This window comes from Streptomyces sp. NPDC051578, assembly GCF_044454045.1.
GTDB lineage: Bacteria > Actinomycetota > Actinomycetes > Streptomycetales > Streptomycetaceae > Streptomyces.
The window spans coordinates 1,795,584-1,820,999 of sequence record NZ_JBITDH010000001.1 but is presented as its reverse complement, the minus strand read 5'-3'; the positions used below and the strand labels follow the sequence as shown (position 1 = coordinate 1,820,999).

The window sequence follows — 25,416 nt, the reverse complement described above, 5'->3', positions numbered from 1 at the left end:
GCATAGCATCTGCCACATGAGCGACGACAGCCACGAGCACCAGAGCTTCGAGACCCGCGCGATCCACGCGGGCAACACGGCGGACCCGCTGACCGGCGCGGTCGTGCCCCCGATCTACCAGGTGTCCACGTACAAGCAGGACGGCGTCGGCGGCCTGCGCGGCGGCTACGAGTACAGCCGCAGCGCCAACCCGACCCGCACCGCCCTGGAGGAGAACCTCGCGGCACTGGAGGGCGGCCGGCGCGGCCTGGCCTTCGCGTCCGGGCTCGCCGCCGAGGACTGCCTCCTGCGTACGCTGCTGGCCCCGGGCGACCACGTGGTCATCCCCAACGACGCCTACGGCGGCACCTTCCGCCTCTTCGCGAAGGTCGTCTCCCGCTGGGGCGTCGAGTGGTCGGTGGCCGACACCTCCGACGCGGACTCCATCCGCGCGGCGCTGACCCCGAAGACCAAGGTCATCTGGGTCGAGACCCCCTCGAACCCGCTGCTCGGCATCACCGACATCGCCATGGTGGCCGACATCGCGCGCACCGCCGGGGCCAAGCTGGTCGTCGACAACACCTTCGCCTCGCCCTACCTGCAGCAGCCGCTGGCGCTGGGCGCCGACGTGGTCGTGCACTCCCTGACGAAGTACATGGGCGGCCACTCCGACGTCGTCGGCGGCGCGCTCGTCACCGCCGACGCGGCGCTGGGCGAGGAACTGGCCTACCACCAGAACGCGATGGGCGCCGTCGCGGGCCCCTTCGACTCCTGGATCGTGCTGCGCGGCATCAAGACCCTCGCCGTGCGCATGGACCGGCACGCCGAGAACGCCGCCAAGATCGTGGAGGTGCTCAAGCGGCACCCGAAGGTCACCAAGGTCCTCTACCCGGGCCTGCCCGAGCACCCGGGTCACGAGATCGCCGCCAAGCAGATGCGCAACTTCGGCGGCATGATCTCGTTCCAGGTCGAGGGCGGCGAGGAGGCGGCCGTCGCCGTCTGCAACCGGGCGAAGCTCTTCACCCTGGGCGAGTCCCTCGGCGGCGTCGAGTCCCTCATCGAGCACCCCGGCCGGATGACCCACGCCTCCGTCGTCGGATCGGCGCTGGAGGTCCCCTCGGACCTGATCCGCCTGTCGGTCGGCATCGAGAACGCCGACGACCTGGTCGCGGACCTGACGCAGGCCCTGGGCTAGGGCCTGTCGCCACAGTCCCTCCGGGGAGTCGCCGGGCGCGGCCACCCCTGGGTCACCGACGGCGCCGGGCGGTGCTACCAGCCCTCCAGGGGCGGGGAGACACCGCTCGGCGGCGTCACCCACGGACGGGTCACGACGGCCCACACCGTGAAGGCCGCGGCCGCCGCGAACAGCAGCGCCCAGCCGAACCGCCGCACCGCCCGGTAGCGGCGCAGCAGCCGGGCCCCGCGAGCCGCCGCGGCCGCCGCCAGCCCGGCCGGCACCGGCGGGTGCGGGCCCTCCAGCAGCTGCCTGACCTGCGCCTCCTTGGGATCGGGGAACCCGCTCACGCCGCGGTTCCCCCGCCGGCCGCGGCGGCGCGCAGCTTGGCCAGCGCCCCTGCGCGCAGCGCCTGCACCCGCTCGGCCGAGAGCCCCAGCTGCGCGGCCGTGACCTCCTCCGCGACGCCCTCGTAGACCCGCAGCACCAGCACGAGCCGCTCCTTCGGGCTCAGCGCCGCCAGGATCCCCGTGCCGGCGTCCTGCCGCCAGGCGGTGCGGGCGTACGCGGCGCACAACCGGCGGCGCGTGAACTCGTACGGGTCGTCCGCCCGCAGCCTGTGCCACTGCGCGTACGTACGGGCCAGCGCGCCCGCGAGGAGACGGCGCGCGGTGGGCGGATCGGTCTCGGGCTCGCCCGTCAGCAGGACCGCGACATGCAGGAGCCGGCCCGCCGCGCCCGCGACGAACGCCTCGAACTCCGTGAAGGTCCCCGTCCGGTGGTCCACAGCCCCCATGGCCACATGGTGCGGCCGGGGGGACCACCCCGGTCAAGGGGTGGGACGCGGCCGGATGCGCGGGCGCCCGGCCGGCGGGTTCAGGACGCGGGGCCCGCGTCCGCGACGGAGGCCATCAGCTCCGACAGCGACACGTTGAACCGGGTCAGCAGCCCGGTGAACGCCTCGCGTTCTTTCTCCGTCCAGTCCTGCGTCACCCGCGCCATCAGCTCCCGCCGCGAGGAACGCACCTCCTCCAGCCGCGCCAGCCCGCGCGGGGACAGCGCGAGCACCACGGCCCGGCCGTCCTCGGGGTGGGAGGTGCGCTTGACCAGGCCGGCGTCGACGAGCGGGGCGACCTGCCGGGTGACGGTGGAGGAGTCGATGCCCATGCCGCCCGCGAGCGCCTTGACGCCCATGGGCCCTTCCAGGTCCAGCCGGTTCAGCAGCAGGTAGGCGGCGCGGTCCATCGAGTTGCGGGCCTGGCCCACCCCACCGAGGCGGGTCTGCTCCGCCCGGCGGGCGAAGACCGCCACCTGGTGCTGGAGCGCGTCGAGGAGACCGGCTTCGGCGGGCGTTTCGGCCGGCGTGGACAGGTCGGAACTGGCCGGGATGGAGGGCATGGCCGTGGGCTCTCTTCGCGTGGGTCCGACAAGGATGGGGGACAGAGTACGCGGCCCCACGGCGGCCCGTACGCCCCGTCCGAGAACCGTGTTCCGGGGCTCGGTCCGGCTCCGGGACGCCCGCAGCCCGACTCACCGGTCCTACGTGCCCGTACCGCTCGTTCCTCCCGGTCTCCCGCGCGAAGGCAGGGCGCGCGGGCGGGGTGCTGCGAGACTGGCGGCATGAACTACCGCGTCCCCCAGCCCGTGCCGCAGGTCATCCTCGACGATGTGCGGGGCGCCCAGAAGATGCTGTCGGGCGTCTCGCGGGTGACCCCGATGGAGGGCAGCCGCCACCTGTCCGCCCTCACCGGCTCCCCCGTGCACTTCAAGTGCGAGAACCTCCAGCGGACGGGTTCCTTCAAGCTGCGCGGGGCGTACGTGCGCATCGCCGGGCTGCGCCCCGAGCAGCGGGCGGCGGGGGTCGTCGCGGCCAGTGCCGGCAACCACGCGCAGGGCGTGGCCCTGGCCTCCTCCCTGCTCGGGGTCCGCTCGACGGTGTTCATGCCCGTCGGCGCTCCCCTGCCGAAGGTCGCCGCGACCCAGGAGTACGGCGCCGAGGTACGGCTGCACGGACAGGTCGTCGACGAGACCCTCGCCGCCGCCCAGGAGTACGCGGACCGCACCGGGGCGGTGTTCATCCACCCCTTCGACCACCGCGACATCATCGCCGGCCAGGGCACGGTCGGTCTGGAGGTCCTGGAGCAGTGCCCGGAGGTGCGGACCATCCTGGTCGGCGTCGGCGGCGGCGGGCTGGCCGCGGGGATCGCGGTCGCGGTGAAGGCGCTGCGCCCGGACGTGCGGGTCGTCGGCGTACAGGCGGCGGGCGCGGCCGCGTACCCGCCCTCGCTCAAGGCCGGGCACCCCGTGTCGGTCGACAACCCGGTCACGATGGCGGACGGCATCAGGGTCGGCCGCCCCGGCGACGTCCCCTTCCACATCATCGGCGAACTGCTCGACGAGGTCCGCACGGTGTCGGAGGACGCACTCTCCAGCGCCCTGCTGCTGTGCCTGGAGCGGGCCAAGCTCGTCGTCGAGCCGGCAGGGTGCAGCCCGGTCGCCGCCCTGCTGAGCGAGCCCGAACTGTACGGCGGCGGCCCGGTCGTCGCCGTGCTGTCGGGCGGCAACATCGACCCGCTGCTGCTCCAGCGGATCCTGCGCCACGGCATGGCGGCGGCGGGCCGCTACCTGTCGCTGCGGTTGCGCGTCGCGGACCGGCCGGGGGCGTTGGCCGGGCTGCTGGGGGTGCTGTCGACGGTGGACGCGAACGTGCTGGACGTGAGCCACGTGCGGACCGACCCGCGTCTCGGTCTCACGGAGGTGGAGGTCGAACTGCACCTGGAGACCAAGGGACCCGAGCACTGCACGGAGGTCGCGCGGTCGCTGCACGCGGCGGGCTACACGGTCATCGGCGGCTGAGCCGGGGCGCCACTTGTGCGGAAGCCCGGGCGGCGACCGCGCCCCGACCATAGGATTTGCCGAGGAAACACCTGATCCGTACAGGGAGACTCCTTATGCCAGGCGCCATCTACGCCGAAGGCCTGGTGAAGACCTTCGGCGACGTACGGGCACTGGACGGCGTGGACCTCGATGTCCCGGAAGGAACCGTTCTGGGCCTCCTCGGTCCGAACGGCGCGGGCAAGACCACGGCCGTGCGCGTCCTCACCACGCTGCTCCGGCCCGACAGCGGCAAGGCCTTCGTCGCCGGGATCGACGTGCTCAAGCACCCCAACGAAGTGCGCCGCTCCATCGGCCTCTCCGGCCAGTTCGCGGCCGTCGACGAGTACCTCACCGGCCGCGAGAACCTCCAGATGGTGGGCCGGCTCTACCAGATGAGCTCCAGGGCGGCCAAGGCCCGCGCCGCCGAACTCCTCGACCGCTTCCACCTCGCCGACGCCGCCGACCGCACGGCCAAGACCTACTCCGGCGGCATGCGCAGGCGCCTGGACCTCGCCGCCGCACTCGTGGTCCGCCCGCCGGTGATGTTCATGGACGAGCCGACCACCGGCCTCGACCCCCGCAACCGCCAGCAGCTGTGGGACGTCATCCAGGAACTCGTGGCCGGCGGCACCACATTGCTGCTCACCACCCAGTACCTGGAAGAGGCCGACCACCTCGCGCACGACATCTGCGTGGTCGACCACGGCAAGGTCATCGCCCGCGGCACCTCCGACCAGCTCAAGGCGCAGACCGGCGGCGAACGCGTCGAGGTCGTGGTCCACGAACGGGACCACATGGCCGAGGCCCGCGCCGTCCTCGCCGGCTTCGGCAAGGGCGAGACCACCGTCGAGGAACACACCCGCAAGCTGACCGTCCCGGTCACCGGCGGAGCCAAGCTGCTCGCCGAGGTCATCCGCGAACTCGACGGACGCGGGATCGAGATCGACGACATCGGCCTGCGCCGCCCCACCCTGGACGACGTCTTCATCTCCCTCACCGGCCACGCGGCCCAGCCGGCGGACCCGGCGGACCCGGCGGACCCGGCGGACCCGGCGGACCCGGCGGACCCGGCGGCGAACGGCGCCGAACCGGCCGACGCGGACCCCGCCGACGCGAAGGGCCGCAAGGGCAAGGCACGCAAGGAGGCCGTGAAGTGAGCGCCACCACCTCCCCGGTTCCGCCGCTCGCGGCGCCCCGCCCGCGCGGCGGCATCGTCCAGGGCGTCAAGGACTCGCTGGTCATCGCCAAACGGAACCTCATCCGGATGTCCCGCATACCCGAGATGATCATCTTCGGTGTGATCCAGCCGGTCATGTTCGTCGTGCTGTTCAGCTACGTCTTCGGCGGATCGATCAGCGTCGGCGGCAGCACCTCGCCCGCCGCCTACCGCGAGTTCCTCATGGCCGGCATCTTCGCCCAGACCGTCACCTTCGCCACGGCCGGCGCCGGCGCGGGCATCGCCGACGACATGCACAAGGGCCTCATCGACCGGTTCCGCTCGCTGCCCATGGCCCGCGGCGCCGTCCTGACCGGCCGCACCCTCGCCGACCTCGTCCAGACCACCCTCACGGTGATCGTCCTCGCCGTGGTCGCCCTGATCGTCGGCTGGCGCACCCACGAGAACCTCGGCAAGGTCCTGGCCGGCTTCGGCCTGCTGCTCCTGCTCGGCTACGCCTTCTCCTGGATCGGCGCGCTCATCGGCCTGTCCGTGCGCACCCCGGAGGCGGCCACCTCCGGCGGGCTGATCTGGCTCTTCCCGCTCACGTTCATCTCGAACGCCTTCGTGCCCTCCGACAACATGCCGGCCTTCCTGCGGCACATCGCGGAGTGGAACCCGTTCAGCGCGACCGTCCAGGCGGCCCGCGAACTGTTCGGCAACCTGCCGCCCGGCTACCAGGCGCCCGCGGCGTGGCCGATGCAGCACGCGGTCCTCGCGTCCGTCCTGTGGTCGGTGCTGATCATCGTGGTGTTCCGCACGCTCGCCGTCCGCAAGTACCGCTCGGCGACGGCGTAGGCACGTACCGCTCGGCGACGGCGTGGGCACGCTCCCCGCCGGACGCGCGAACGCCCGGCCGGAATGTCCCGGCCGGGCGTCCACGCGTCTCCCGGGACCGAAACGTCCCGGATGAAGGCAGGGGGTGATCAGCCGCTGAACGGCTTGACGTCGAGGATCTTGACGGCCGCCTTCTTGCCGTTCGGCAGCTCGTACTCGGCGTTCTCGCCGATCGTCTTGCCCATCACGCCCATGCCCAGCGGCGACTGCGGGGAGTACGTCTCGAAGTCCGAGGACGCGTACTCGCGCGAGGCCAGCAGGAACTCCATGGTGTCGTCCTCGTCGCCGTCGAAGGCGATCTTGACGAGGGTGCCGGGGGCCACCACGCCGTCGGAGGCGGGCGCGGTGCCGACCTTGGCGTTCTCCAGCAGCTGCGTCAGCTGGCGCACGCGCAGCTCCTGCTTGCCCTGCTCCTCCTTGGCCGCGTGGTAGCCGCCGTTCTCCCGGAGGTCGCCCTCTTCGCGCGCGGCCGCGATCTTCGCCGCGATCTCCGTGCGGGCAGGACCAGAGAGGTAGTCCAGCTCCGCCTTCAGCTGGTCGTACGCCGCCTGGGTCAGCCAGGTGACGCTCTCGCTCGTCTGGGTCACGGGTGCTCCTCGTCGGTACAGGGGACTACAAAGCCGCCAGCGGCGGACGAAACCACGAGCCTAACAATTCGGGAAGAAAAGGGGGAGGACACCTTCCGTATGAAGTGTGTCATCGCCAGTCACCGAGCCGCCCGCGCGGCCGGTCACGGGGCGTCCGCGCGGGGGTCAGGAAGCCCCCGCGCACCGGCCGCGTCGCCTTGCGGCGGCCGCCGGGTCAGCTCGCGGGAGCCTCCTGGCAGCCCACCAGCTCCACCATCGTCGCGCGCCCGGTGGTCTTGAGCGAGACGACCTCGTCCACGCGCGTGTCGCGCTGGGCGAAGGTGAAATCGGCCCGGCCGACCTCGCTGTGGTCCTTGTCCTGGGAGCTGAGGGTGCACACCCCGGTCACACCGGAATCCTTGCGGACCTCCAGGTGGACCTTCACCTCGCTCGCGGAGACGATCTGGAACTTGATCACCTCGGCGGTGACGCTCTGACCGGCGACGTAGTCCCAGCCGATCCAGCCGACGACACCCAGCAACGCCACCCCGAGCACGGAGCCCACGATCTTGAGCTTCCGGTCCGCCCGCTCGTCCGCCGAACGGCCGTACCGGCCTTCGGGCAGTCCCTCGCGCACCGTGCTCATCGACCGATCCTTTCGAGAGGGCCCAGCGGGCCGGGGAGCGGCACCGCCGCCGGATCCCACCCCAGGAATTTTCCGTCCCCCGATTCGGTCACTATAGAAGCCTTCGCCCTGACGAATCACAGAGGATCCTGTCTTGACCGAGCAGCTTCGACTGATGGCCGTCCATGCCCACCCCGACGACGAGTCGAGCAAGGGCGCGGCCACCATGGCCAAGTACGTGTCCGAGGGGGTGCCGGTGCTCGTCGTGACCTGCACCGGTGGCGAGCGCGGCTCGATCCTGAACCCCAAGCTCCAGGGTGACAAGTACATCGAGGAGCACATCCACGAGGTGCGCGCGAAGGAGATGGACGAGGCACGCGAGATCCTCGGCATCGAGCAGGAGTGGCTGGGCTACGTCGACTCCGGCCTGCCCGAGGGCGACCCGCTGCCGCCGCTGCCCGAGGGCTGCTTCGCGCTCGCCGACGTCGAGGAGGCCGCAGGCCGCCTGGTGAAGAAGATCCGCGCCTTCCGGCCGCAGGTCATCACCACGTACGACGAGAACGGCGGGTACCCGCACCCCGACCACATCATGACCCACAAGGTCACCATGGTCGCCTTCGACGGCGCGGCCGACACCGAGAAGTTCCCCGAGGCCGAGTTCGGCCCCGCCTACCAGCCGCAGAAGCTCTACTACAACCAGGGCTTCAACAAGCCGCGCACCATCGCCCTGCACGAGGCGCTGCTCGCGCGCGGCCTGGAGTCCCCCTACGGGGAGTGGCTGGAGCGCTGGAAGGAGTTCGAGCGCAAGGAGCGGACGCTGACCACCCACGTCCCCTGCGCCGACTTCTTCGAGATCCGCGACAAGGCGCTCATCGCGCACGCCACGCAGATCGACCCCGACGGCGGCTGGTTCCGCGTCCCGATGGACATCCAGCGGGAGGTCTGGCCCACCGAGGAGTACGAGCTGGCGAAGTCGTTCGTGGACACTTCCCTCCCCGAGTCCGACCTCTTCGCGGGCATCCGGGAGAATGCGTAGCTATGAGCGCTACGCAGGCAGCAGTCACCCAGCTCCTTCCGCTGGCCGCCGACACCTTCGACAAGAACAAGGTGACGCCCGGGCTCCTGGGCTTCATCGTGTTCGCCGCCCTCGCCCTCGGGGTGTGGGGCCTGATGAAGTCCATGAGCCGGCACATGGGCCGGGTCGACTTCCAGGAGGCGCCCGAGCCGGCCGCCTCCGCCGCCACGGAGACCCGCACGCCGTAACGGCAGCCGCCCCCGGCCGCGCCGTGGTGTCCCGGCGCCCGCCCGGGCGCCGGGACACCACGGCGCGAGGTGGTGACGCCCGTGCGGCGCCGGGCCCCCGCGCCCTGGCCCCGCCGGCGGGCGGGGTCACGGCACCCGCACGCCCATGACCTCCCGTGAGTGGAGGTTCGGCACCAGGCCCAGGCGCCACGCCTGCCAGCCCTCCGCCGGATCCACGCCCCGGCCCGCGATCACCGCGTACGACTCCAGGCAGTCCGCCAGCCGGCCGTCCCGCAGCGGATGCGGGGCCGCCGACAGCCGGGCCAGTTCCGCCGCCGCCTCCTGCGGATCGCCCGCAGCGGCGTACGGCAGCAGCGTGCAGCGCAGGAAGCGGGCCCAGTCCTCGCCGCGCAGGTCCCCGTACGACACGAACAGCCGCGCGGCCTCCTCGCACAGCACCACGGCCTGCGGCACCCGCGCGTTGCCCGCGTCGATCACCGCCAGCTCCAGGCACGTCCACGCCTCGCCGTGCGCCAGGCCGATCCGCCGGAAGTCCGCGCGCGCGTCCACCAGCAGCTGCCGGGCGTAGCCGGAGTTGCGCAGGTTCCCCGTCTGCGCCGCCCGCTGGTCGCGGGTCACCCGGCCCGAGTGGTGCCGGGCGTGCGCCAGCCCGTACACGTCCCGCATCCGCGAGAACATCGCCCGGGCCCGCTCCAGCTCCCGCACCGCCGCGTCGCGCTGACCGCCCTCCTCCAACGCCTGCCCGAGGTAGTACAGCGTCCACGCCTCACCCCGCGCGTCCTCGGCGAGCCGGTGACGGGACAGCGCGTCCCGCAGCCGCTCCAGCGCCGGATCCGGATCGCCCGCGACGACCCGGGCCCGTCCCAGCTGCGTCAGCGCCCACGCCTCACCGCGGTCGTCGCGGGTGCGCCCGTACAGCTCCAGGGCCAGGCCCAGCTCCTCCTCCGCCCGCTCCACCCCGCCCAGACGCAGGTGCACCTGCCCCAGCTGCAAGTGCGCCCACGCCTCCCCGTGCACGCTCTCGCTGTCCCGGTGCAGCTCCAGCGAACGCTCCAGCAGGGCCAGCGCCTCCGCCAGCAGCCCCCGGTCCCGCTCCACCGCCGCCAGCGCGTGCAGACCCCACGCGCGGTCGCCGGCCAGGTCGTCCCCCTCCTGCAGGGCCAGCGCCTCGCGGAGCCGGGCCGCCGCCTCCGGCAGATTGCCCTGGTGGTGCAGCGTGATCCCGAGCGAGACCAGCGCCATCGCCGCGCCGGCCTCCTGCCTGGCCTCCATGTACTGGTCGACCACCGACGTCAGCGTCGTGCGGGCCTTGTCCAGGTCCCCGAGCTGGCGCGCCGCGATACCCGTACGCCACTGCACCGAACGCGCGAGCCGCCCGTCCGGGCCGGGCCGGCCGGCCTCCACCGCCCGGGCCAGCTCGTTGATCTCCCCGAGCCGGTACAGGTCCCCGCGCAGCAGGCAGAAGTCGCAGAGCGCGCCCAGCAGGTCCAGTACCGCCTGCTGGTCGACGTCCTGCGAGTGCCGCAGCGCGGCCGTGATGAAGCTCGACTCGTCGTCCAGCCAGCGCAGCGCCGCGTCGAGGGAGGCGAAGCCGTGACCGCCGAAGTGGTGGGCGCGCGTCGACGTCTTCCCGTCGACCATCCGGATCACCGAGTCCGCTAGGTGCGCGTAGTTGCGGATCAGCCGCTCGTGCGCGGCCGCGGCCTGCGCCCGGTCCTCGTCCGCCGCGAGCCGCGCCGCCGCGTACGCGCGCACCGCGTCGTGCATCCGGTACCGCTCGCCGCGTACGTGGTCCAGCAGCCCGGCGTCCGCCAGCTCGCGCAACAGCCGCCCGGCCGCCGCCGGATCGGCGTCGATGAGCGCGGCCGCCGCCGACGGGCCGAGCGAGGCCCGCCCCGCCAGGGTCAGGCGCCGCAGCAGCCGGCGCCGCTCCTCGGGCATGCGTGCGTAGGCCACAGCCAGCGCCGCTTCGAGCCCCGCTCCCGCCGGGCCCGGCGCCGTCACCGGACCCAGCGGGGCCAGCACGCGCAGCGCGAGCGGCAGCCCCGCGCCGAGCTCCAGCAGCGCCTCCTGCGCCGCCTGCGCTTCCTGCGCCTCCTCGCCGTGCACGACCCCGCCGGCCTCCGCCGCCGCCCGGACCAGCTCGGCCGCCTCCGACCGGGCCAGCCGCGTCACCGGCAGCTGGTGCACCCACGCCGCGAGGTCCGACGGCAGCTCCAGCGGCCCCGGCGCCGTCACCAGCACCAGGCTCTCCGACCGCTCCGGGACCAGCGCGCGGACCTGCGCCGGATCCACCGCGTCGTCCAGCACCACCGTCACCGGCTGCCCCTGCAGGTGCTGGTGGTACAGCTCGCCGAGCCGCCGCACCTGCTGCTCCGCCGACGCGCCCTCCCGGAACAGCAACTGCTCGCGCGGCGCCCCGAGCCGGTTCAGCAGGTGCAGCAGCGCCTCCCGCGTCGGCAGCGGGGCCTGGCCCGCCTCGGCCGCCCCGCCCCGCAGGTCCACCACGCACGCGCCCCGGAACTGGTCCCGCAGCGCGTGCGCCGCCCGCAACGCCAGGGCCGTACGGCCCGACCCCGGCTCGCCGTGCAGCACCACGACCACCGGCCGGGTCTCCGTACCGGCCCGGGCCGCCTGGACCCACTGCACGATCCGGGCCAGCTCCGCCCGCCGCCCCGCGAACACCGCCTCCGACTGCGGGAGCTGCCCGAACGACTGCTCCAGCGCGCTACGCCGACGGGCCTGCGCACTGCGGTCCGTACCGCGCAGCGCGGGCCCGCTCCCGCCCGGCTGCTTCGCGAGGCCCACCACACCGCCGCCCGCCGCGACCGGGCCGCGCGAGCCGGTGCGCACCGCCGCCGCCACCAGCCGCTGCCGCTCCAGGAACGGGCGGATCCCGCGCACCTCCAGCACCGACAGCCACTGCAACCGCAGTTGCTCGGCGCCGCCCGGCCGGCCCAGGACGCCGGCCCGCCGGTTCGCGGCCGGCAGGTGCAGGGCCGTCACCTTGGCCACCGTCGCCGCGGCCCCGGCAACGCCCGCGGTCAGCCCGGCGCCGAGGGCGGTCCCGGCCGCCGCGCCGAGGGCCAGGTCGGCCGCGGCGGCGGCCACCGCGGCGACCCCGGTCACCAGCAGGGCGGTGGAGGTGTTCGCCCGCCGGAACGCCTCGGCCAGGGACTCCTCCCCGGCGGCCGCCTCGTCCAGCGCCCGCACGTACGCCTCGTACTCCTCGGCTGCGGCCGCCGCGATCTGCTCCAGCGCCTCCCGCCCCCGCGCGAGGAGCGCCGCCTTGTCCACCGGCCCCCGCCGCGCCTCCTCCTCCACGGCCCGCTCCAACAGCCGCTCGGCCTCACCACGATGACCATCCCGCATCGGCGTCCCCCTCCCAGCGCTCCGGCAACGACCCCCAAGTCTCCTGCGCGCCCCCTACCCGTGCGAGCAATCTGAGCTATTTCAGAGCCAGTTGCCCCCCACACCCCCCACCCCGCGCATATATCCACCCCACTGCCCGTGCCGCGGGCCGGGGACGCGGGCCCTGCGCCATCAGCGGCCGACTCGTCCGAGCGGGGGAGTGCCGGTGCTGCTGAGCGTCGGCTGTTCGAGTTGCCACTGGTGCCAGTGAATTCGCAGACGGATCTGTCCGCGGCCTCACACCTCTTTGATGATCACGCGGTCCCCGCAGAGCTTCGACCAGTCGTCGCGGTCGGATGTCAGGACGATCACGGGGGCCGGGGCCCTGAGCGCGAGTGCGGCGACGAGGGCGTCGATGGCGTACTTGTGCCCGTGCAGCCCGCCGGCGTCCCGAAGTAGCGCTACCGCAGTCAAGGAATCTTCCTGGCTGACCGGTTCCACCCGTAGCCGGGAGAGCACCCACCTCAAACGTGCCAGATCGGTCTTCCCCTGCGCGGCTTCGACGATGGTCAGCACAGACACGATGACGGGCACCCCGACCTGCCGCGATGCCTCGATGCGAGCTGCCGTCTTCCGGTCATTGCGCAGGAGCAGGGACAGCGCCTCCGAGTCGAGCACCAGAGAGCGGGCAGGCTGCTCCTTCACGCGGTGCCCCGTGCGATGTTCCGCGCGTCCTCTTCACCGAAGAGTTCGCGACGAGCAGTTTCGATCTCCTGCTCTGTGAGCGCGCCGTGTTCCTCTTCGTGTGACGCCACGATCTCGGCGAGGCCATCCATGGCGAGCTGGTGCCTGACAGCCTCGGTGATGTAGCTGGACAGCCCGCGGCGACCTGTTCGAGCGCGGAGCTCACTGACCAGCTCGGCGGGCATGGAGACGGAGATGTTCTCGGTGGTCCCGGCTCGGGTCGGCTTCATGGATCCAGTGTAAGACAACTTCTATTACATGCGATAGGTTCTCCGTACCTCATTGCTTCTCCCTGTGAAGGGGGATCGACTACAACGTCAGCCGCGCCTTCTCGCAGCCGATCGCCGGCGCGTCGGCGGTCTTGAAACAGCCGCCGTGCAGCCTCGCCGGCGTCGTGTGGACCGACGTCGGCGAGGCCGCGCAGGATTCCAGGACCGAGTCCGAACGCGAATGGATCGGGCGGAGGCGGTGAGTTCGCCCAGCCGCGGTCCCAACTGGTCGCGGATGTAGCAGCCGATTGCTGAGACCGGGTGCGCGTCCTGCTGGAGCCGGGCCGCGGGTACCGCCCGCAGCCTCGTGTGGTCGCCTGGACCGTTGTGCCGCGCGCAGGACTCGTCGCCCTCGTGCGCGAGGATGGCTCCATGTCGAACCGCCTCGCCCATGAGACCTCGCCGTATCTGCTGCAGCACGCCGACAACCCCGTCGACTGGTGGCCCTGGTCCCCGGAGGCGTTCGCGCAGGCGCGGGAGCGGGGGGTGCCCGTCCTGCTCAGCGTCGGGTACAGCAGCTGCCACTGGTGTCACGTGATGGCGCACGAATCGTTCGAGGACGAGCCGACCGCCGCGTACATGAACGAGCACTTCGTGAACATCAAGGTGGACCGCGAGGAGCGGCCCGACGTCGACGCCGTCTACATGGAGGCGGTGCAGGCGGCGACCGGGCAGGGCGGCTGGCCCATGACCGTCTTCCTGACGCCCGACGCCGAGCCGTTCTACTTCGGCACCTACTACCCGCCCGAGCCGCGGCACGGGATGCCCTCCTTCACGCAGATCCTCCAGGGCGTGTCCGCCGCCTGGGGCGATCGCCGCGAGGAGGTGGCCGATGTCGCCCAGCGCGTCGTGCGGGACCTCGCCGGGCGCAAGCTCGACTACGGGAAGGCGGGCGCGCCCGGTGGCGAGGAGCTGGCGCAGGCGCTGCTCGCGCTGACGCGGGAGTACGACGCCACCCGCGGCGGGTTCGGCGGCGCGCCGAAGTTCCCGCCGTCCATGGTGCTGGAGTTCCTGCTGCGCCACCACGCCCGCACCGGCTCCGAAGGCGCCCTCCAGATGGCGGCCGACACCTGCGAGGCCATGGCCCGCGGCGGGATCTACGACCAGCTCGGCGGCGGGTTCGCCCGCTACTCGGTGGACCGGGACTGGGTCGTGCCGCACTTCGAGAAGATGCTCTACGACAACGCGCTGCTCTGCCGGGTCTACGCGCACCTGTGGCGGGCCACCGGATCGGACCTCGCGCGGCGCGTCGCGCTGGAGACCGCCGACTTCATGGTCCGCGAGCTGCGCACCCGCGAGGGCGGGTTCGCCTCCGCGCTCGACGCCGACAGCGAGGACCCGGCCAGCGGCAAGCACGTCGAGGGGGCGTACTACGCCTGGACCCCCGCGCAGCTGACCGAGGTGCTCGGGGAGGACGACGGGGCGCTGGCCGCCGTGTACTTCGGGGTCGGCGACGAGGGGAACTTCGAGCACGGCACCTCCGTGCTGACCCTGCCGCAGGAGGGACCCGTCCTGGACGCGGCGAAGGCGGCCGGGATCAGGGAGCGGCTGCTCGCCGCGCGGGTGCGGCGTCCGGCACCGGGCCGGGACGACAAGGTGGTCGCCGCCTGGAACGGGCTGGCCATCGCGGCGCTCGCCGAGTGCGGGGCGTACTTCGAGCGGCCCGACCTGATCGAGCGGGCCACCGAGGCCGCCGACCTCCTGGTGCGGGTGCACATGGACGGCAAGGCCCGTCTGGCGCGGACCAGCAGGGACGGCCGGGTGGGCGCCAACGCGGGGGTCCTGGAGGACTACGGCGACGTCGCGGAGGGCTTCCTCGCGCTGGGGGCCGTCACCGGCGAGGGGGTCTGGCTGGAGTTCGCCGGGTTCCTTCTCGACCTGGTGCTGGACCGCTTCACCGCGGAGGACGGCTCCCTGTACGACACCGCACACGACGCCGAGCAGCTGATCCGGCGTCCCCAGGACCCCACGGACACCGCGGCGCCCTCCGGTTGGACGGCCGCCGCCGGGGCGCTGCTGTCGTACGCCGCGCACACCGGATCCGAGGCGCACCGTACGGCGGCCGAGCGGGCGCTGGGTGTGGTGCACGCCCTCGGGCCGCGCGTGCCGCGGTTCATCGGGCACGGGCTGGCGGTCGCCGAGGCGCTGCTGGACGGGCCGCGCGAGGTGGCCGTCGTGGGGCAGCCGGACGATCCGGCGACGGCCGCGCTGCACCGGACGGCGCTGCTGGGGACGGCGCCGGGGGCGGTGGTGGCGGTGGGCCCGCCCCAGGGGACGGACGGCGCCGGGGAGTTCCCGCTGCTGACCGGCCGGGGTGTGGTCGAGGGCCGGCCGGCCGCGTACGTGTGCCGGCACTTCGTCTGTGCGCGGCCCACGACGGAACCGGCCGAGCTCGCGGAACAGTTGGGCCCGGTCACGCCCTGACGGTCACGCCCTGACGGTCACGCCCTGACGGTCACGCCCTGACGGTCCCGCCCCGACGGTCATGCCCTGACGGTCCCGCCCCGACGGTCATGCCCTGACGGTCATGCCCCGACCGTCAGGGCATGACCGTCAGTGCTGGTACGCGGCGATCGAGATGCCGACGTAGTGCGCGACGAACGCGGCGAGCGTCAGCGAGTGGAACACCTCGTGGAAGCCGAAGAAGCGGGGTGAGGGGTTGGGGCGCTTCATCCCGTAGATGACGCCCCCGATGCTGTAGAGCAGGCCGCCGGCGATCACGAGGACCAGGACCGCGATGCCGCCGGTCCGCAGGAAGTCGGGCAGGAAGAAGACGGCCGCCCAGCCCATCGCTATGTAGCAGGGCGTGTACAGCCACCGCGGCGCGCCGACCCAGAAGACGCGGAAGGCGATCCCGGCCGCCGCGGCGATCCAGACCGCCCACAGGAGCGTCCGTCCGGTGGAGGCGGGGAGGAGGAGCACCGTCAGCGGGGTATAGGTGCCTGCGATGATCAGGAAGATGTTGGCGTGATCGAGCCGCCGCAGCACGGCCTCGCCCCGCGGCCCCCAGGTGCCGCGGTGGTAGACGGCGCTCACGCCGAAGAGCAGGCAGGCCGTCAGTACATAGACACCACAGGCCAGTCGGGCCTTGGTGGTGTCGGTGAACGCCATCAGTACGAGGCCCGCGACGACCACGGCCGGGAACATTCCGGTGTGCAGCCAACCGCGCATGAGCGGCTTGAGTTCCGCTGGTCCCACCGGAGCCTGAGGGGCTGTTTCGGCCACGGCGGAGGCGTCAGAAGTCATACCGCACATGCTACCTACGGGTCCGTAGGTTTCCGTTAATGCTCTTTACGGAAGATTGACGGGAGTGGCGATGCTCACGTGAGAAGCCCTCTGGACATATGCGCATACGCACCGGATGATCAGATGAGTGCGGTCGGCACCGGATGAGCGGAGCGCGAAGCGTCCGGGTCGCAGCCCCCACGGGGCATACACCAAACAAACCCCTCAACAAGGAGCAATCGTGGCGCGCGACAACGCGGCTCCCACCACTTCCGTCCCGACGAACCACACGGAGCTCATTTCCTGGGTCGATGAGATCGCGGCCCTCACCGAGCCGGACCAGGTCGTCTGGTGCGACGGCTCCGAGGCCGAGTACGAGCGCCTGTGCGAGGAGCTCGTCTCCAAGGGCACGTTCAGGAAGCTCGACCCGGCCAAGCGCCCGAACTCGTACTACGCCGCCTCCGACCCGTCCGACGTCGCGCGCGTCGAGGACCGGACCTTCATCTGCTCCGAGAAGGAGGAGGACGCGGGCCCGACCAACCACTGGAAGGCCCCTTCCGAGATGAAGGAGCTGTTCGCGGGGGAGAAGGGGATCTTCCGCGGTTCCATGAAGGGCCGCACGATGTACGTCGTGCCCTTCTGCATGGGCCCCCTCGGCTCCGAGCTCTCCGCGATCGGCGTCGAGATCACCGACTCCGCCTACGTCGCCGTCGCCATGCGCACCATGACCCGCATGGGCAAGGCCGTCCTCGACGAGCTGGGCACCGACGGGTTCTTCGTCAAGGCCGTCCACACCCTCGGCGCTCCGCTCGCCGAGGGCGAGGCCGACGTCCCGTGGCCGTGCAACACCACCAAGTACATCTCGCACTTCCCGGAGACCCGCGAGATCTGGTCCTACGGCTCCGGCTACGGCGGCAACGCGCTGCTCGGCAAGAAGTGCTACGCGCTGCGCATCGCCTCCGTCATGGCCCGCGACGAGGGCTGGCTCGCCGAGCACATGCTGATCCTCAAGCTCACCCCGCCGCAGGGCGAGGCGAAGTACGTCGCGGCCGCGTTCCCGTCCGCCTGTGGCAAGACCAACCTCGCCATGCTGGAGCCCACGATCCCCGGCTGGACGGTCGAGACCATCGGCGACGACATCGCCTGGATGCGGTTCGGTGAGGACGGCCGCCTCTACGCGATCAACCCCGAGGCCGGCTTCTTCGGCGTCGCGCCCGGCACCGGCGAGCACACCAACGCCAACGCGATGAAGACGATGTACGCGAACACCGTCTTCACCAACGTCGCGCTCACCCCGGACGGCTCCGACGTCTGGTGGGAGGGCATGACCGAGGAGCCCCCGGCCGAGCTCATCGACTGGAAGGGCAACGCCTGGACCCCGGCGTCCGGGACGCCGGCCGCCCACCCCAACGCCCGCTTCGCCGTCCCGGCCTCGCAGTGCCCGACGATCGCCCCCGAGTGGGAGGACCCCAAGGGCGTCCCGGTCTCGGCGATCCTCTTCGGCGGCCGCCGCGCCTCCGCCGTGCCGCTGGTGACCGAGTCCTTCGACTGGAACCACGGCGTCTTCATCGGCTCGAACATCGCCTCCGAGAAGACCGCCGCCGCCGAGGGCAAGGTCGGCGAGCTGCGCCGCGACCCGTTCGCCATGCTGCCGTTCTGCGGCTACAACATGGGCGACTACATGGGCCACTGGGTCGACGTGGCCAAGGGCAAGGACCAGTCCAAGCTCCCGAAGATCTACTACGTGAACTGGTTCCGCAAGAACGACGCGGGCAAGTTCGTGTGGCCCGGCTTCGGCGAGAACAGCCGCGTCCTCAAGTGGATCGTCGAGCGCCTCGACGGCAAGGCCGCCGGCGTCGAGACCCCCATTGGCATCCTGCCGACCAAGGACTCCCTCGACCTGGACGGCCTGGACCTCCCCGAGGCCGACCTGGACTTCCTGCTCACCGTCGACAAGGAGGTCTGGCGCGACGAGGCCTCCCTGGTCCCCGAGCACCTGAACACCTACGGCGACCACACGCCGAAGGAACTGTGGGACCAGTACCACGCGCTGGTCGAGCGCCTGGGCTGAGGCCCCTGATCCCCGCGGTCCCCTGATCTTGCAGGGGTGATCGCGGGCTCAGGACCGGCCCCGGTCCTGCGGCTACGTCGTACGCGTCTGCCGACGGCGGGCCTCCGCTTCCCGGAGGCCCGCCGTCACGCGTTCCGCCTCGTCTGCACGCACTCGGGGACATGCGGCAAGCCGAGGACGCGTCCCACGGATGCGGGCTTCGAAATGCTGTGTGGGCCCGCGGGTGCTGGTGGGCCGGGCGGGCGCCGGGGAGGATCGGGCCATGGGCGTGAGCGCGTTGAAGTGGCAGGGCTGGCTGGTCGGCCTGGTGGTGCTGGCCGGACTCCTGGTGTTCGCCCCGCTGGGGCTGTACGTGTGGGCGAGCGGCGGCGACGGTGCGCGTGCGGCCGTGGCGCCGCCGGACGTACGGATCACCGAGTGCCGCATCGACCCGCCGAGCCGGCGCGTGGTGGCGGTGGTCGAGGGCCGGGGTACGGGCTCGTACGTGGTCACGGTCGAGTTCCGCGACAGCCCGCCCCCCGCCCCGGACGCCCGCACCGCCCGCGCCCTCGCCGCCCTCCCGGGCCTCACCCCCGACACCGCGTCCCGCACGGAAGTCATCGGCCCGGTCTGGCCCCCGTCGACCCGGCCGTGGTGCGGGGTGGCGGGGGTCGGGCCGGGGTGAGCGGCGGGTACGGCGAGCGGGGTTGCGGGCGGCCCGTCCCGGGGACCGTCCGGGCGCGGCTGATCGCCGAACGGTGCTCGGATCGGCGTGGTGGAATTGCTATCGTCACGGAGGTCGATCGCTCAGGGGGAATCGTGCAGGATCCGTCGCAATACCCGTCGCAACATCCGGCGCCGCCGCCGTACTTGCCGTCGGCCGCGTCGGTACCCGTGTCCACGGGCCGCTCCCATGCCAAGCTCTGGGCGGCCGGGGCCGCCGTGGTCAGCGCGATCGCGGGTGTGGCGAGCGCCATCGCCGCCTTCTCCAACGGCTCGCCGCCGCCTGCGCCTTCGGCGGTACCGCCCGCCTCGTCGGTGACCGTTGCGAGCCAGCCCCCGGCCGGTGGCACCGCCTCGTCGGGCGCCGGGTCCTCGGCTGCCGGGTCGACGGCCGGCTCCGTCCGGTGGACCGGCAAGGTGGTCCTCGGGCTGGAGGGCATCGACCTCAACACGATCCCGCCGCAGAGCGCCAAGTCCGGCTTCGGCATCCGCCCCGCGGCCGGGCGCAGCGGCGAGAGCTCGATGGAGGTCAAGGGCACCGTCGCACTGTGGACCAATGCCGAGGCCCCCACCGCCCAGGGCTGCAGGGACCTGTTGGCGACCCAGTCGCGTTCCAACGTGACGGTGGCCGAGGGGGACGTCGTGTGCCTGGTCAACGAGAAGTCCCCGATCGGTGTCCTCAAGGTCACCGGGACCCGCTCCAACGAAGGCTCGTACGGCCTGGTCGAAGGCGAACTCACCACCTGGAACCTGCGCCCCTCCAGCTGATCGGCCCAACGCCCGTGGCGCCGGCCGCCGTTGCCGGAAGGCGGCGGCCACGGTCGGCCGGCGCACGCCGGGACACGGGGAACGCGGGGGGACCGGGTGCGCCGCACCCCCGCCGCGTGGACGTACGTGGCGCCCGGTCCGGAGCCTCCGCGGCCCCGGACCGGGGCCGTCAGAGGGCGCCGGCCCGGTCCTGGGACTCCAGGGCGGCGGCGTGGGCGTCCATGCGCTCGGCGGCGAGGATCGCGACGGTGGTGTCGGCCCGGGACGCGGCGACGAGCAGCGCCCGGCCTGCGAGGTCGTGGGCCCGCCGGTGCAGGTCGGCGGGGTTCGACGGCTGCCCGTGGGCCGCCCGCGCGGGGCGGGCCCCGCGCAGCCGTGTGACCTGGTCGGCGATGCGGGCGGCGGCGTCGCCGAGCCCGAGTTCGTCGGTGACGGCCAGCAGCGCCGCGAGGTGCCCGGCGAGCTGGATGTCCAGGGCTTCGCCGCGGCTGCGGTGCGGGTAGTCGGTGCGGCCGCCGGCCATGCGGTGGACGACCGACTTGGTGCGGATCGGCTCGTACATGAGGAGGCCTCCTGCGGGGTCAGGAGACCATCCTACATTGGATCCGTTCTAAAGTTGTGCTCGATCCGGCGAGACTCGAGTCTCCGGCGAGCCGGGAGCGATCCTGGAGCCGCGGGTGCGGTCCCGGAGCCCGCCGGAGCGGGCCCCCCGGCGCGCTCAGAGCTGCCCGTAGCCGTCCAGGAAGTTGCCGATCCGGGTGACCGCGTCCGCCAGGTCCTTGGCGTTCGGCAGCGTGACGATCCGGAAGTGGTCGGGTTCGGGCCAGTTGAAGCCCGTGCCGTGCACGACCATGATCTTCTCGGCCCGCAGCAGGTCGAGGACCATCTGCCGGTCGTCCTTGATCTTGTAGACCGCCGGGTCCAGCTTCGGGAACAGGTACAGCGCGCCCTTGGGCTTCACGCAACTGATGCCGGGGATCTGCGTCAGCAGGTCGTAGGCCGCGTCGCGCTGTTCGCGCAGCCGGCCGCCCGGCAGCACGAGGTCGTTGATCGACTGCCGGCCGCCGAGCGCGGTGGCCACGGCGTGCTGGGAGGGCATGTTGGCGCACAGCCGCATGTTCGCCAGGATCGTCAGACCCTCGATGTACGAGGAGGCGTGCTTCTTGGGGCCGCAGACCGCCATCCAGCCGGCCCGGTAGCCGGCGACGCGGTAGTTCTTCGAGAGCCCGTTGAAGGTGAGGGTCAGCACGTCCGGCGCGATGGCGGCGGTGTTGGTGTGGGTGGCCCCGTCGTACAGGATCCGGTCGTAGATCTCGTCCGAGCAGACGACCAGGTCGTGGCGGCGCGCGATGTCGGTCAGGCCGCGCAGCATCTCGTCGTCGTAGACGGCGCCGGTCGGGTTGTTCGGGTTGATGATCACGAGGGCGCGGGTGCGGTCGGTGATCTTGCGCTCGATGTCCGCGAGGTCCGGCATCCAGTCGGACTGCTCGTCGCACCGGTAGTGCACGGCCGTGCCGCCGGCGAGGCTGACCGAGGCCGTCCACAGCGGGTAGTCCGGTGCCGGGACCAGTACCTCGTCCCCGTCGTCCAGCAGTGCCTGCATCGACATCTGGATCAGCTCGGAGACGCCGTTGCCGAGGTAGACGTCCTCGACGTCCAGCTCGATTCCCTTGGTCTGGTAGTGCTGCATGACCGCGCGCCGCGCGGAGAGCAGCCCCTTCGCGTCCCCGTAGCCGTGGGCGGTGCCCAGGTTGCGGAGCATGTCCTCAAGGATCTCCGGCGGGCACTCGAAGCCGAAGGCCGCGGGGTTGCCGGTGTTCAGCTTGAGGATGCGATGACCTGCCGCTTCGAGCCGCATCGCCTCTTCGAGGACGGGGCCGCGGATCTCGTAGCAGACATTGGCGAGTTTCGTTGACTGGATCACCTGCATGACGGGAGCTTACGGTCCCCGCGCCGCCCGCGCCGCTTTATTCCGGCACCGGCTACGCGGCCGCTTTGCCCCGTTTCGGGAGATGCGGAGGCCAAGCCGCGCGCCCTCCTTGGAAACCCTGGCCGAGCCCCCGCTCCACCCTGCGGAACGCCCACCGCCGAAACCGGCCGGCCGCGCAGGTGTTGCGCGGATCACCCCGCCCGGTGGGGGAGCGGCCGGCAGGGCCACGCTCGCCCGGCGGGGGCCGGGCCACCCCTACGGGTGGGCGAGCCGGTCCAGGATCACGAGCGGCACCTCGCGGGGCGCCGCGGCCGCCTGGTGGTCCTCGTACGCGGGCCAGAGCGCGGTCAGCGCCTCCCAGTACGTCTCCCGCTCCACCGCGTCCGCCGTGCGGGCCGTCGCCTGGAAGGAGAGGGCGCCGACCTGGAGCCGCACCTCGGGGTGCGCGACGAGGTGCGCGTACCACTGCGGGGCCGGGTCGCCCGGCACAGGGCCGGCGGCCACGACCAGGTGGCGGCCGCCGTCGCGGGCGTAGACCAGCGGGGTGCGCACGGTGCGGTGCCGCTCGCGGTCGACCGTGGTGAGCAGCAGGGTCGGGATCCCGTGCCAGAGATGGCCGTCGAGGCCCCCCGAAGCGACATAGGCCCGTACGTGGTCCAGGGCGCGGCCCGGCCGGGGATCGGCGGGGTGGTCCCAGTCGACGGTGAGGGTCTGCGACTGGGTGACGGTCTGCAACACGGCGTCCTCCGGCTTCGGCCCCCCGGGGTCCCCCGGCGGCCTAACGACGCCGGGCGCCGCGTGGTTTCGCCCGGCGCGCCGCACAAGAGCGCCGCCCCCGGTCCGGCCGGGTGGCGCGGGCCGGGAGCGGCGTCGTGGACCTGCCCCGTGTCTACGGCAGGTAGCGTTCGATCACCGACGGCCCCTCGCGCTCGATCATCTTCCGGGCCTTCTCGACCCGCTCCGGAGTCGGGTCGGCGCCCGTCGCCATGACGAGGTCCTCGGGGTCGTAAGGCCGCTCGCCGCCGGTCCACAGCTTGGACGGGCGGTCGTCGGTCTGGGGCTGCTGGTCCGATTCACGTTCCATCGCGTACCTCCTCGGGGGTGTCCCCGTTTCCCATCATCCTCCGATGGGCACGCCATGAGCGCACGTCGACCGACACATCGCGGCGAATCGGCGCGAAACCGACCTCAGTGCACCACCAGCGTCAGCACCACGCCCAGCGCGAGCAGCGACCCGCACACGGCCAGGTTGACCCGCTTGTGCTCCATGAACACCGCAGCGAACTCGCGGATCGTCGCGCTCGGCCAGAAGTACGCGGCTGTCGGCGAACCCACCACCTGCCCGTTGACCCCGGCCTTGCGGGCCATCATCGCCGCCCGGAAGGCGTGGAAGTTGTTGGTCACGACCACGCACCTGTACCCCGGCGTGGCCCCGGCCATGATGGCCGCGCTGAGGGAGAGGTTCTCCTCCGTCGTACGGGAGCGGTCCTCCAGCCGCACGTGCTCCGCGGGGACGCCCTCCGCGACCAGCCAGTCCGCCATGGCGCGCGCCTCGGCGACCTTCTCGTCCGAGCCCTTCCCGCCCGACGGCAGCAGCACCGGCGTCCGGCCGCCCCGGGCGCGCTGGGCCTCGTAGATCTGCTTGCCCTTGCGCAGCCGGGAGGCCAGCAGGGGCGGCACCCGGTCGCCGCACACCAGGCCGGAGCCCAGCATGACCACGTAGTCGACGTCGCCGCGCACCTTGATCCGGCCGTAGAGGTAGGCGTACGCGAGGAAGCAGAGGAAGAGGAACGAGACGTAGGCGGCGACCATGACCACCATCGCGGTCATCCCGGCCAGCTTGCCCGAGCCGCTCAGCACGGTGACGAGTGCCAGCGCGAGCACCCCGAAGATCGCGAGGCCGGCCAGCAGCGACAGCAGGTTGCCGAGGCTGCGGCCCTCCTTGCGCACCATCGTCACGCCGTTGGCGAGGAGGAAGCAGGCGAGCGCCACCACCCCGAGCGCCGGCAGCAGCAGCACGGCGAGCACCAGGGGCACCGCGAGGGCCTGTGGCAGCTGCGCGATCCGCGAGAGCAGCGCCAGCGCCAGGCTGACGAATGTCAGCCCCAGCAGGACCGCGTTGCGAAAGCGCCGCCTGTCCTCGCGCACACTCAGGCAGAGGAAGACGAACAGCACTGCGGCCGGGGCGAAAGCGATCATGCCGGTCATCGTAGGCGCCGCCGGTGAACGGTCCCGGGCCCAGGGCCACGGCCCCTACGGCGGCGTCCTGCGGATCGCGCGCCCGGCGAGCACGTCCGTCCTGCGCCCGTCGCGCATCACGAAGCGGCCGTCGATCAGGACGTGCGGGATTCCGGTGGGCAGCACCCGCGGGTTCTCGTACGTCGACCCCGCGGCCACCGTGTCCGCGTCGAAGAGCACCAGGTCGGCGCGGTAGCCGGCGCGGACCAGGCCCCGGTCGGGCAGGCGCAGCCGGGCCGCCGGACGGCCCGCGAGGTGCGCCACGCACTCCTCCAGCGACAGCACGCCCAGCTCGCGCACGTACCGGCCGAGGTAGTGCGCGAAGGTGCCGTACGCCCTCGGGTGGGGCTTCGCGCCCTGGAGGATGCCGTCGGAACCGCCGGTGTGCGCGGGGTGGCGCATGATCGCCCGGACGTTCTCCTCGTGGCCCACGTGCTGCAGGACGGTGGGCCGCAGCCGGTCCCCGAGCAGCAGTCGGCGCGCCTGCTCCCAGTCGCGCAGGCGGGTGCCGACGTACGCGCCGAAGGCGGGGTTCACCACTCCGGACACCTCGACCGCCGACCAGTCCACCGGAACCCCGTGGCAGCCGTCGGAGCCGGTCACCTCCAGCGCGTGCCGGATCCGTGCGGCCTCGCAGTCGTCGCGGAGCCGGTCGAGCACGGCTTCGGGGCCGCCCGCGCCCGCCCAGCTCGGCAGCAGGGCGGCGAGGGTGGTGCAGCCGGGGGTGTACGGGTAGCTGTCGAGGGTCAGGTCGACGCCCTCGGCCGAGGCCCGGTCGAGGAGGGCCAGGAGCTCCCCGGCCCGGCCCCGGTTCTCGGCGAAGTTCATGGTGGCGTGCGCCAGGTGCAGGGCGCAGTCCGTCCCGCGGGCCAGGGCGATCATCTCGGCGTAGGCGGCCAGGGCGCCGCGCCCGTACGAGCGGTGGTGTGGGCAGTAGTAGCCGCCGTGCCGGGCCACCACCCGGCACAGCTCGCCCAGTTCGGCGCCGTCGGCGTACATGCCGGGCGTGTAGGTGAGACCGGAGGACATGCCGACGGCGCCTTCGGCCAGGCCCTCGGCGACGAGCGTCCGCATCCGGTCGAGCTCGGCGGGGGTGGCCGGGCGGTCGTCCCAGCCGACCGCGTACGCGCGCACGGTGCCCTGCGGCACGAGGTAGGCGGCGTTGACCGCGATGCCGGTGGAGTCGAGCCGGTCCAGGTACCCGCCGACGGTGCGCCAGTCGAAGTCGATGTCGTCCCCGGGGCCGTTCCAGCCCGCGATCGCCGCCCGGACCCCGGCGAGGGTGCGGTCGTCGGCGGGCGCGTAGGACAGGCCGTCCTGGCCGAGGACCTCCAGCGTCACGCCCTGGGCGGCCTTCGCGCTGTGGTCCGGATCGCGCAGCAGGGCCAGGTCGCTGTGGGCGTGCATGTCCACGAAGCCCGGGGCCAGCACCAGGCCGTCGGCGTCGAGGGTGCGCCGGCCGCCCGCCCGGATCCGGCCGATCGCCTCGATCCGGCCCTCGTGGACGGCGACGTCCGCGGTGTACGGGGGGCCGCCCGTGCCGTCCACGACGCGGGCCCCCCGGATCACCAGGTCCACGCC

At 72.7% G+C, this 25,416-nt stretch carries 25 protein-coding genes; 10 read left to right on the top strand and 15 right to left on the bottom strand.

Annotated elements, in window-relative coordinates:
- The first annotated feature begins 16 nt into the window (after positions 1–16).
- Positions 17–1,174, top strand: a complete 1,158-nt coding sequence (locus ACIA6C_RS08155) for a cystathionine gamma-synthase (protein ID WP_361129386.1) — start codon at positions 17–19, stop codon at positions 1,172–1,174.
- A 74-nt stretch (positions 1,175–1,248) separates the two neighbouring features.
- Here the strand turns inward: ACIA6C_RS08155 and ACIA6C_RS08150 are convergent, their stop codons facing one another.
- The 3 genes from ACIA6C_RS08150 to ACIA6C_RS08140 all read right to left on the bottom strand — a co-directional run bounded on the left by ACIA6C_RS08150 (position 1,249) and on the right by ACIA6C_RS08140 (position 2,551).
- Positions 1,249–1,503 (bottom strand): hypothetical protein, encoded by a 255-nt coding sequence (locus ACIA6C_RS08150; RefSeq protein WP_399273723.1) that lies wholly within the window; start codon positions 1,501–1,503, stop codon positions 1,249–1,251.
- A complete protein-coding gene (locus ACIA6C_RS08145) occupies positions 1,500–1,949 on the bottom strand; it encodes a sigma factor-like helix-turn-helix DNA-binding protein (RefSeq protein ID WP_399273721.1) in 450 nt (149 codons plus the stop codon). The genes ACIA6C_RS08150 and ACIA6C_RS08145 overlap by 4 nt, the downstream gene beginning before the upstream one ends.
- An 80-nt stretch (positions 1,950–2,029) precedes the next feature.
- Positions 2,030–2,551, bottom strand: a complete 522-nt coding sequence (locus tag ACIA6C_RS08140; protein ID WP_361129378.1) for a MarR family transcriptional regulator — start codon at positions 2,549–2,551, stop codon at positions 2,030–2,032.
- Positions 2,552–2,773: 222 nt separating this feature from the next.
- On the opposite strand from ACIA6C_RS08140, the gene ilvA reads away from it, so the two are divergent.
- The 3 genes from ilvA (at position 2,774) to ACIA6C_RS08125 (ending at position 6,044) form a co-directional block, all read left to right on the top strand.
- Positions 2,774–4,009, top strand: coding sequence for a threonine ammonia-lyase (gene ilvA, locus ACIA6C_RS08135; RefSeq protein WP_361129375.1), 1,236 nt, complete (start codon positions 2,774–2,776; stop codon positions 4,007–4,009).
- Between the two features lie 95 nt (positions 4,010–4,104).
- The gene (locus ACIA6C_RS08130; protein ID WP_399273718.1) at positions 4,105–5,187 is read left to right on the top strand and encodes an ATP-binding cassette domain-containing protein; all 1,083 of its coding nucleotides are present in this window, start codon (positions 4,105–4,107) and stop codon (positions 5,185–5,187) included.
- Complete coding sequence (locus ACIA6C_RS08125; protein WP_361129369.1) at positions 5,184–6,044, top strand: ABC transporter permease; 861 nt, start codon at positions 5,184–5,186, stop codon at positions 6,042–6,044. The genes ACIA6C_RS08130 and ACIA6C_RS08125 overlap by 4 nt, the downstream gene beginning before the upstream one ends.
- 128 nt (positions 6,045–6,172) lie before the next feature.
- Here the strand turns inward: ACIA6C_RS08125 and greA are convergent, their stop codons facing one another.
- Positions 6,173–6,670: a transcription elongation factor GreA gene (gene greA, locus ACIA6C_RS08120; protein WP_329197808.1), complete on the bottom strand. Its 498-nt coding sequence runs from the start codon at positions 6,668–6,670 to the stop codon at positions 6,173–6,175.
- Positions 6,671–6,884: 214 nt separating this feature from the next.
- Positions 6,885–7,295 carry a DUF4307 domain-containing protein gene (locus tag ACIA6C_RS08115; protein ID WP_399273716.1) on the bottom strand — a complete coding sequence of 137 codons (411 nt, stop codon included), beginning with the start codon at positions 7,293–7,295 and terminating at the stop codon, positions 6,885–6,887.
- A 133-nt stretch (positions 7,296–7,428) separates the two neighbouring features.
- Here ACIA6C_RS08115 and mca point away from each other — a divergent pair, with 133 nt between their 5' ends.
- Positions 7,429–8,310 (top strand): mycothiol conjugate amidase Mca, encoded by an 882-nt coding sequence (gene mca, locus ACIA6C_RS08110; RefSeq protein ID WP_361129363.1) that lies wholly within the window; start codon positions 7,429–7,431, stop codon positions 8,308–8,310.
- 2 nt (positions 8,311–8,312) lie between these two features.
- Positions 8,313–8,537, top strand: coding sequence for a hypothetical protein (locus tag ACIA6C_RS08105; protein ID WP_361129360.1), 225 nt, complete (start codon positions 8,313–8,315; stop codon positions 8,535–8,537).
- A 126-nt stretch (positions 8,538–8,663) separates the two neighbouring features.
- Here ACIA6C_RS08105 and ACIA6C_RS08100 read toward each other — a convergent pair whose 3' ends face one another.
- The 3 genes from ACIA6C_RS08100 to ACIA6C_RS08090 all read right to left on the bottom strand — a co-directional run bounded on the left by ACIA6C_RS08100 (position 8,664) and on the right by ACIA6C_RS08090 (position 12,862).
- The gene (locus tag ACIA6C_RS08100) at positions 8,664–11,909 is read right to left on the bottom strand and encodes a tetratricopeptide repeat protein (RefSeq protein WP_399273713.1); all 3,246 of its coding nucleotides are present in this window, start codon (positions 11,907–11,909) and stop codon (positions 8,664–8,666) included.
- Between the two features lie 276 nt (positions 11,910–12,185).
- On the bottom strand, positions 12,186–12,593 hold the full coding sequence (locus tag ACIA6C_RS08095; RefSeq protein WP_399273711.1) for a PIN domain-containing protein: 408 nt from the start codon (positions 12,591–12,593) through the stop codon (positions 12,186–12,188).
- Complete coding sequence (locus ACIA6C_RS08090) at positions 12,590–12,862, bottom strand: hypothetical protein (protein WP_399273709.1); 273 nt, start codon at positions 12,860–12,862, stop codon at positions 12,590–12,592. Before ACIA6C_RS08090 ends, ACIA6C_RS08095 begins: the two co-directional genes overlap by 4 nt.
- Before the next feature lie 411 nt (positions 12,863–13,273).
- Between ACIA6C_RS08090 and ACIA6C_RS08085 the strand changes: the two genes are divergently transcribed.
- The gene (locus ACIA6C_RS08085) at positions 13,274–15,325 is read left to right on the top strand and encodes a thioredoxin domain-containing protein (RefSeq protein WP_399273707.1); all 2,052 of its coding nucleotides are present in this window, start codon (positions 13,274–13,276) and stop codon (positions 15,323–15,325) included.
- Positions 15,326–15,454: 129 nt separating this feature from the next.
- On the opposite strand, the gene ACIA6C_RS08080 is transcribed toward ACIA6C_RS08085, so the two are convergent.
- Positions 15,455–16,147 (bottom strand): hemolysin III family protein, encoded by a 693-nt coding sequence (locus ACIA6C_RS08080; protein WP_399273705.1) that lies wholly within the window; start codon positions 16,145–16,147, stop codon positions 15,455–15,457.
- Positions 16,148–16,367: 220 nt separating this feature from the next.
- On the opposite strand from ACIA6C_RS08080, the gene ACIA6C_RS08075 reads away from it, so the two are divergent.
- The 3 genes from ACIA6C_RS08075 (at position 16,368) to ACIA6C_RS08065 (ending at position 19,667) form a co-directional block, all read left to right on the top strand.
- Complete coding sequence (locus ACIA6C_RS08075; RefSeq protein WP_399273703.1) at positions 16,368–18,197, top strand: phosphoenolpyruvate carboxykinase (GTP); 1,830 nt, start codon at positions 16,368–16,370, stop codon at positions 18,195–18,197.
- A 262-nt stretch (positions 18,198–18,459) separates the two neighbouring features.
- The gene (locus tag ACIA6C_RS08070) at positions 18,460–18,861 is read left to right on the top strand and encodes a hypothetical protein (RefSeq protein WP_399273701.1); all 402 of its coding nucleotides are present in this window, start codon (positions 18,460–18,462) and stop codon (positions 18,859–18,861) included.
- Positions 18,862–19,070: 209 nt separating this feature from the next.
- Complete coding sequence (locus ACIA6C_RS08065; protein ID WP_399273699.1) at positions 19,071–19,667, top strand: hypothetical protein; 597 nt, start codon at positions 19,071–19,073, stop codon at positions 19,665–19,667.
- Positions 19,668–19,836: 169 nt separating this feature from the next.
- Here ACIA6C_RS08065 and ACIA6C_RS08060 read toward each other — a convergent pair whose 3' ends face one another.
- The 6 genes from ACIA6C_RS08060 to ACIA6C_RS08035 form a co-directional block, all read right to left on the bottom strand.
- Positions 19,837–20,229 (bottom strand): hypothetical protein, encoded by a 393-nt coding sequence (locus tag ACIA6C_RS08060; RefSeq protein ID WP_361129334.1) that lies wholly within the window; start codon positions 20,227–20,229, stop codon positions 19,837–19,839.
- 156 nt (positions 20,230–20,385) lie between these two features.
- The gene (locus ACIA6C_RS08055; protein ID WP_399273697.1) at positions 20,386–21,597 is read right to left on the bottom strand and encodes a pyridoxal phosphate-dependent aminotransferase; all 1,212 of its coding nucleotides are present in this window, start codon (positions 21,595–21,597) and stop codon (positions 20,386–20,388) included.
- 255 nt (positions 21,598–21,852) lie between these two features.
- Positions 21,853–22,335, bottom strand: a complete 483-nt coding sequence (locus ACIA6C_RS08050; RefSeq protein ID WP_399273695.1) for a nitroreductase/quinone reductase family protein — start codon at positions 22,333–22,335, stop codon at positions 21,853–21,855.
- Between the two features lie 151 nt (positions 22,336–22,486).
- Positions 22,487–22,681, bottom strand: coding sequence for a hypothetical protein (locus tag ACIA6C_RS08045; RefSeq protein WP_399273693.1), 195 nt, complete (start codon positions 22,679–22,681; stop codon positions 22,487–22,489).
- A 104-nt stretch (positions 22,682–22,785) separates the two neighbouring features.
- Positions 22,786–23,796 carry a YdcF family protein gene (locus ACIA6C_RS08040; RefSeq protein ID WP_366081371.1) on the bottom strand — a complete coding sequence of 337 codons (1,011 nt, stop codon included), beginning with the start codon at positions 23,794–23,796 and terminating at the stop codon, positions 22,786–22,788.
- A 54-nt stretch (positions 23,797–23,850) separates the two neighbouring features.
- Positions 23,851–25,413, bottom strand: a complete 1,563-nt coding sequence (locus ACIA6C_RS08035; RefSeq protein ID WP_399273691.1) for an amidohydrolase family protein — start codon at positions 25,411–25,413, stop codon at positions 23,851–23,853.
- Positions 25,414–25,416 lie beyond the last annotated feature (3 nt).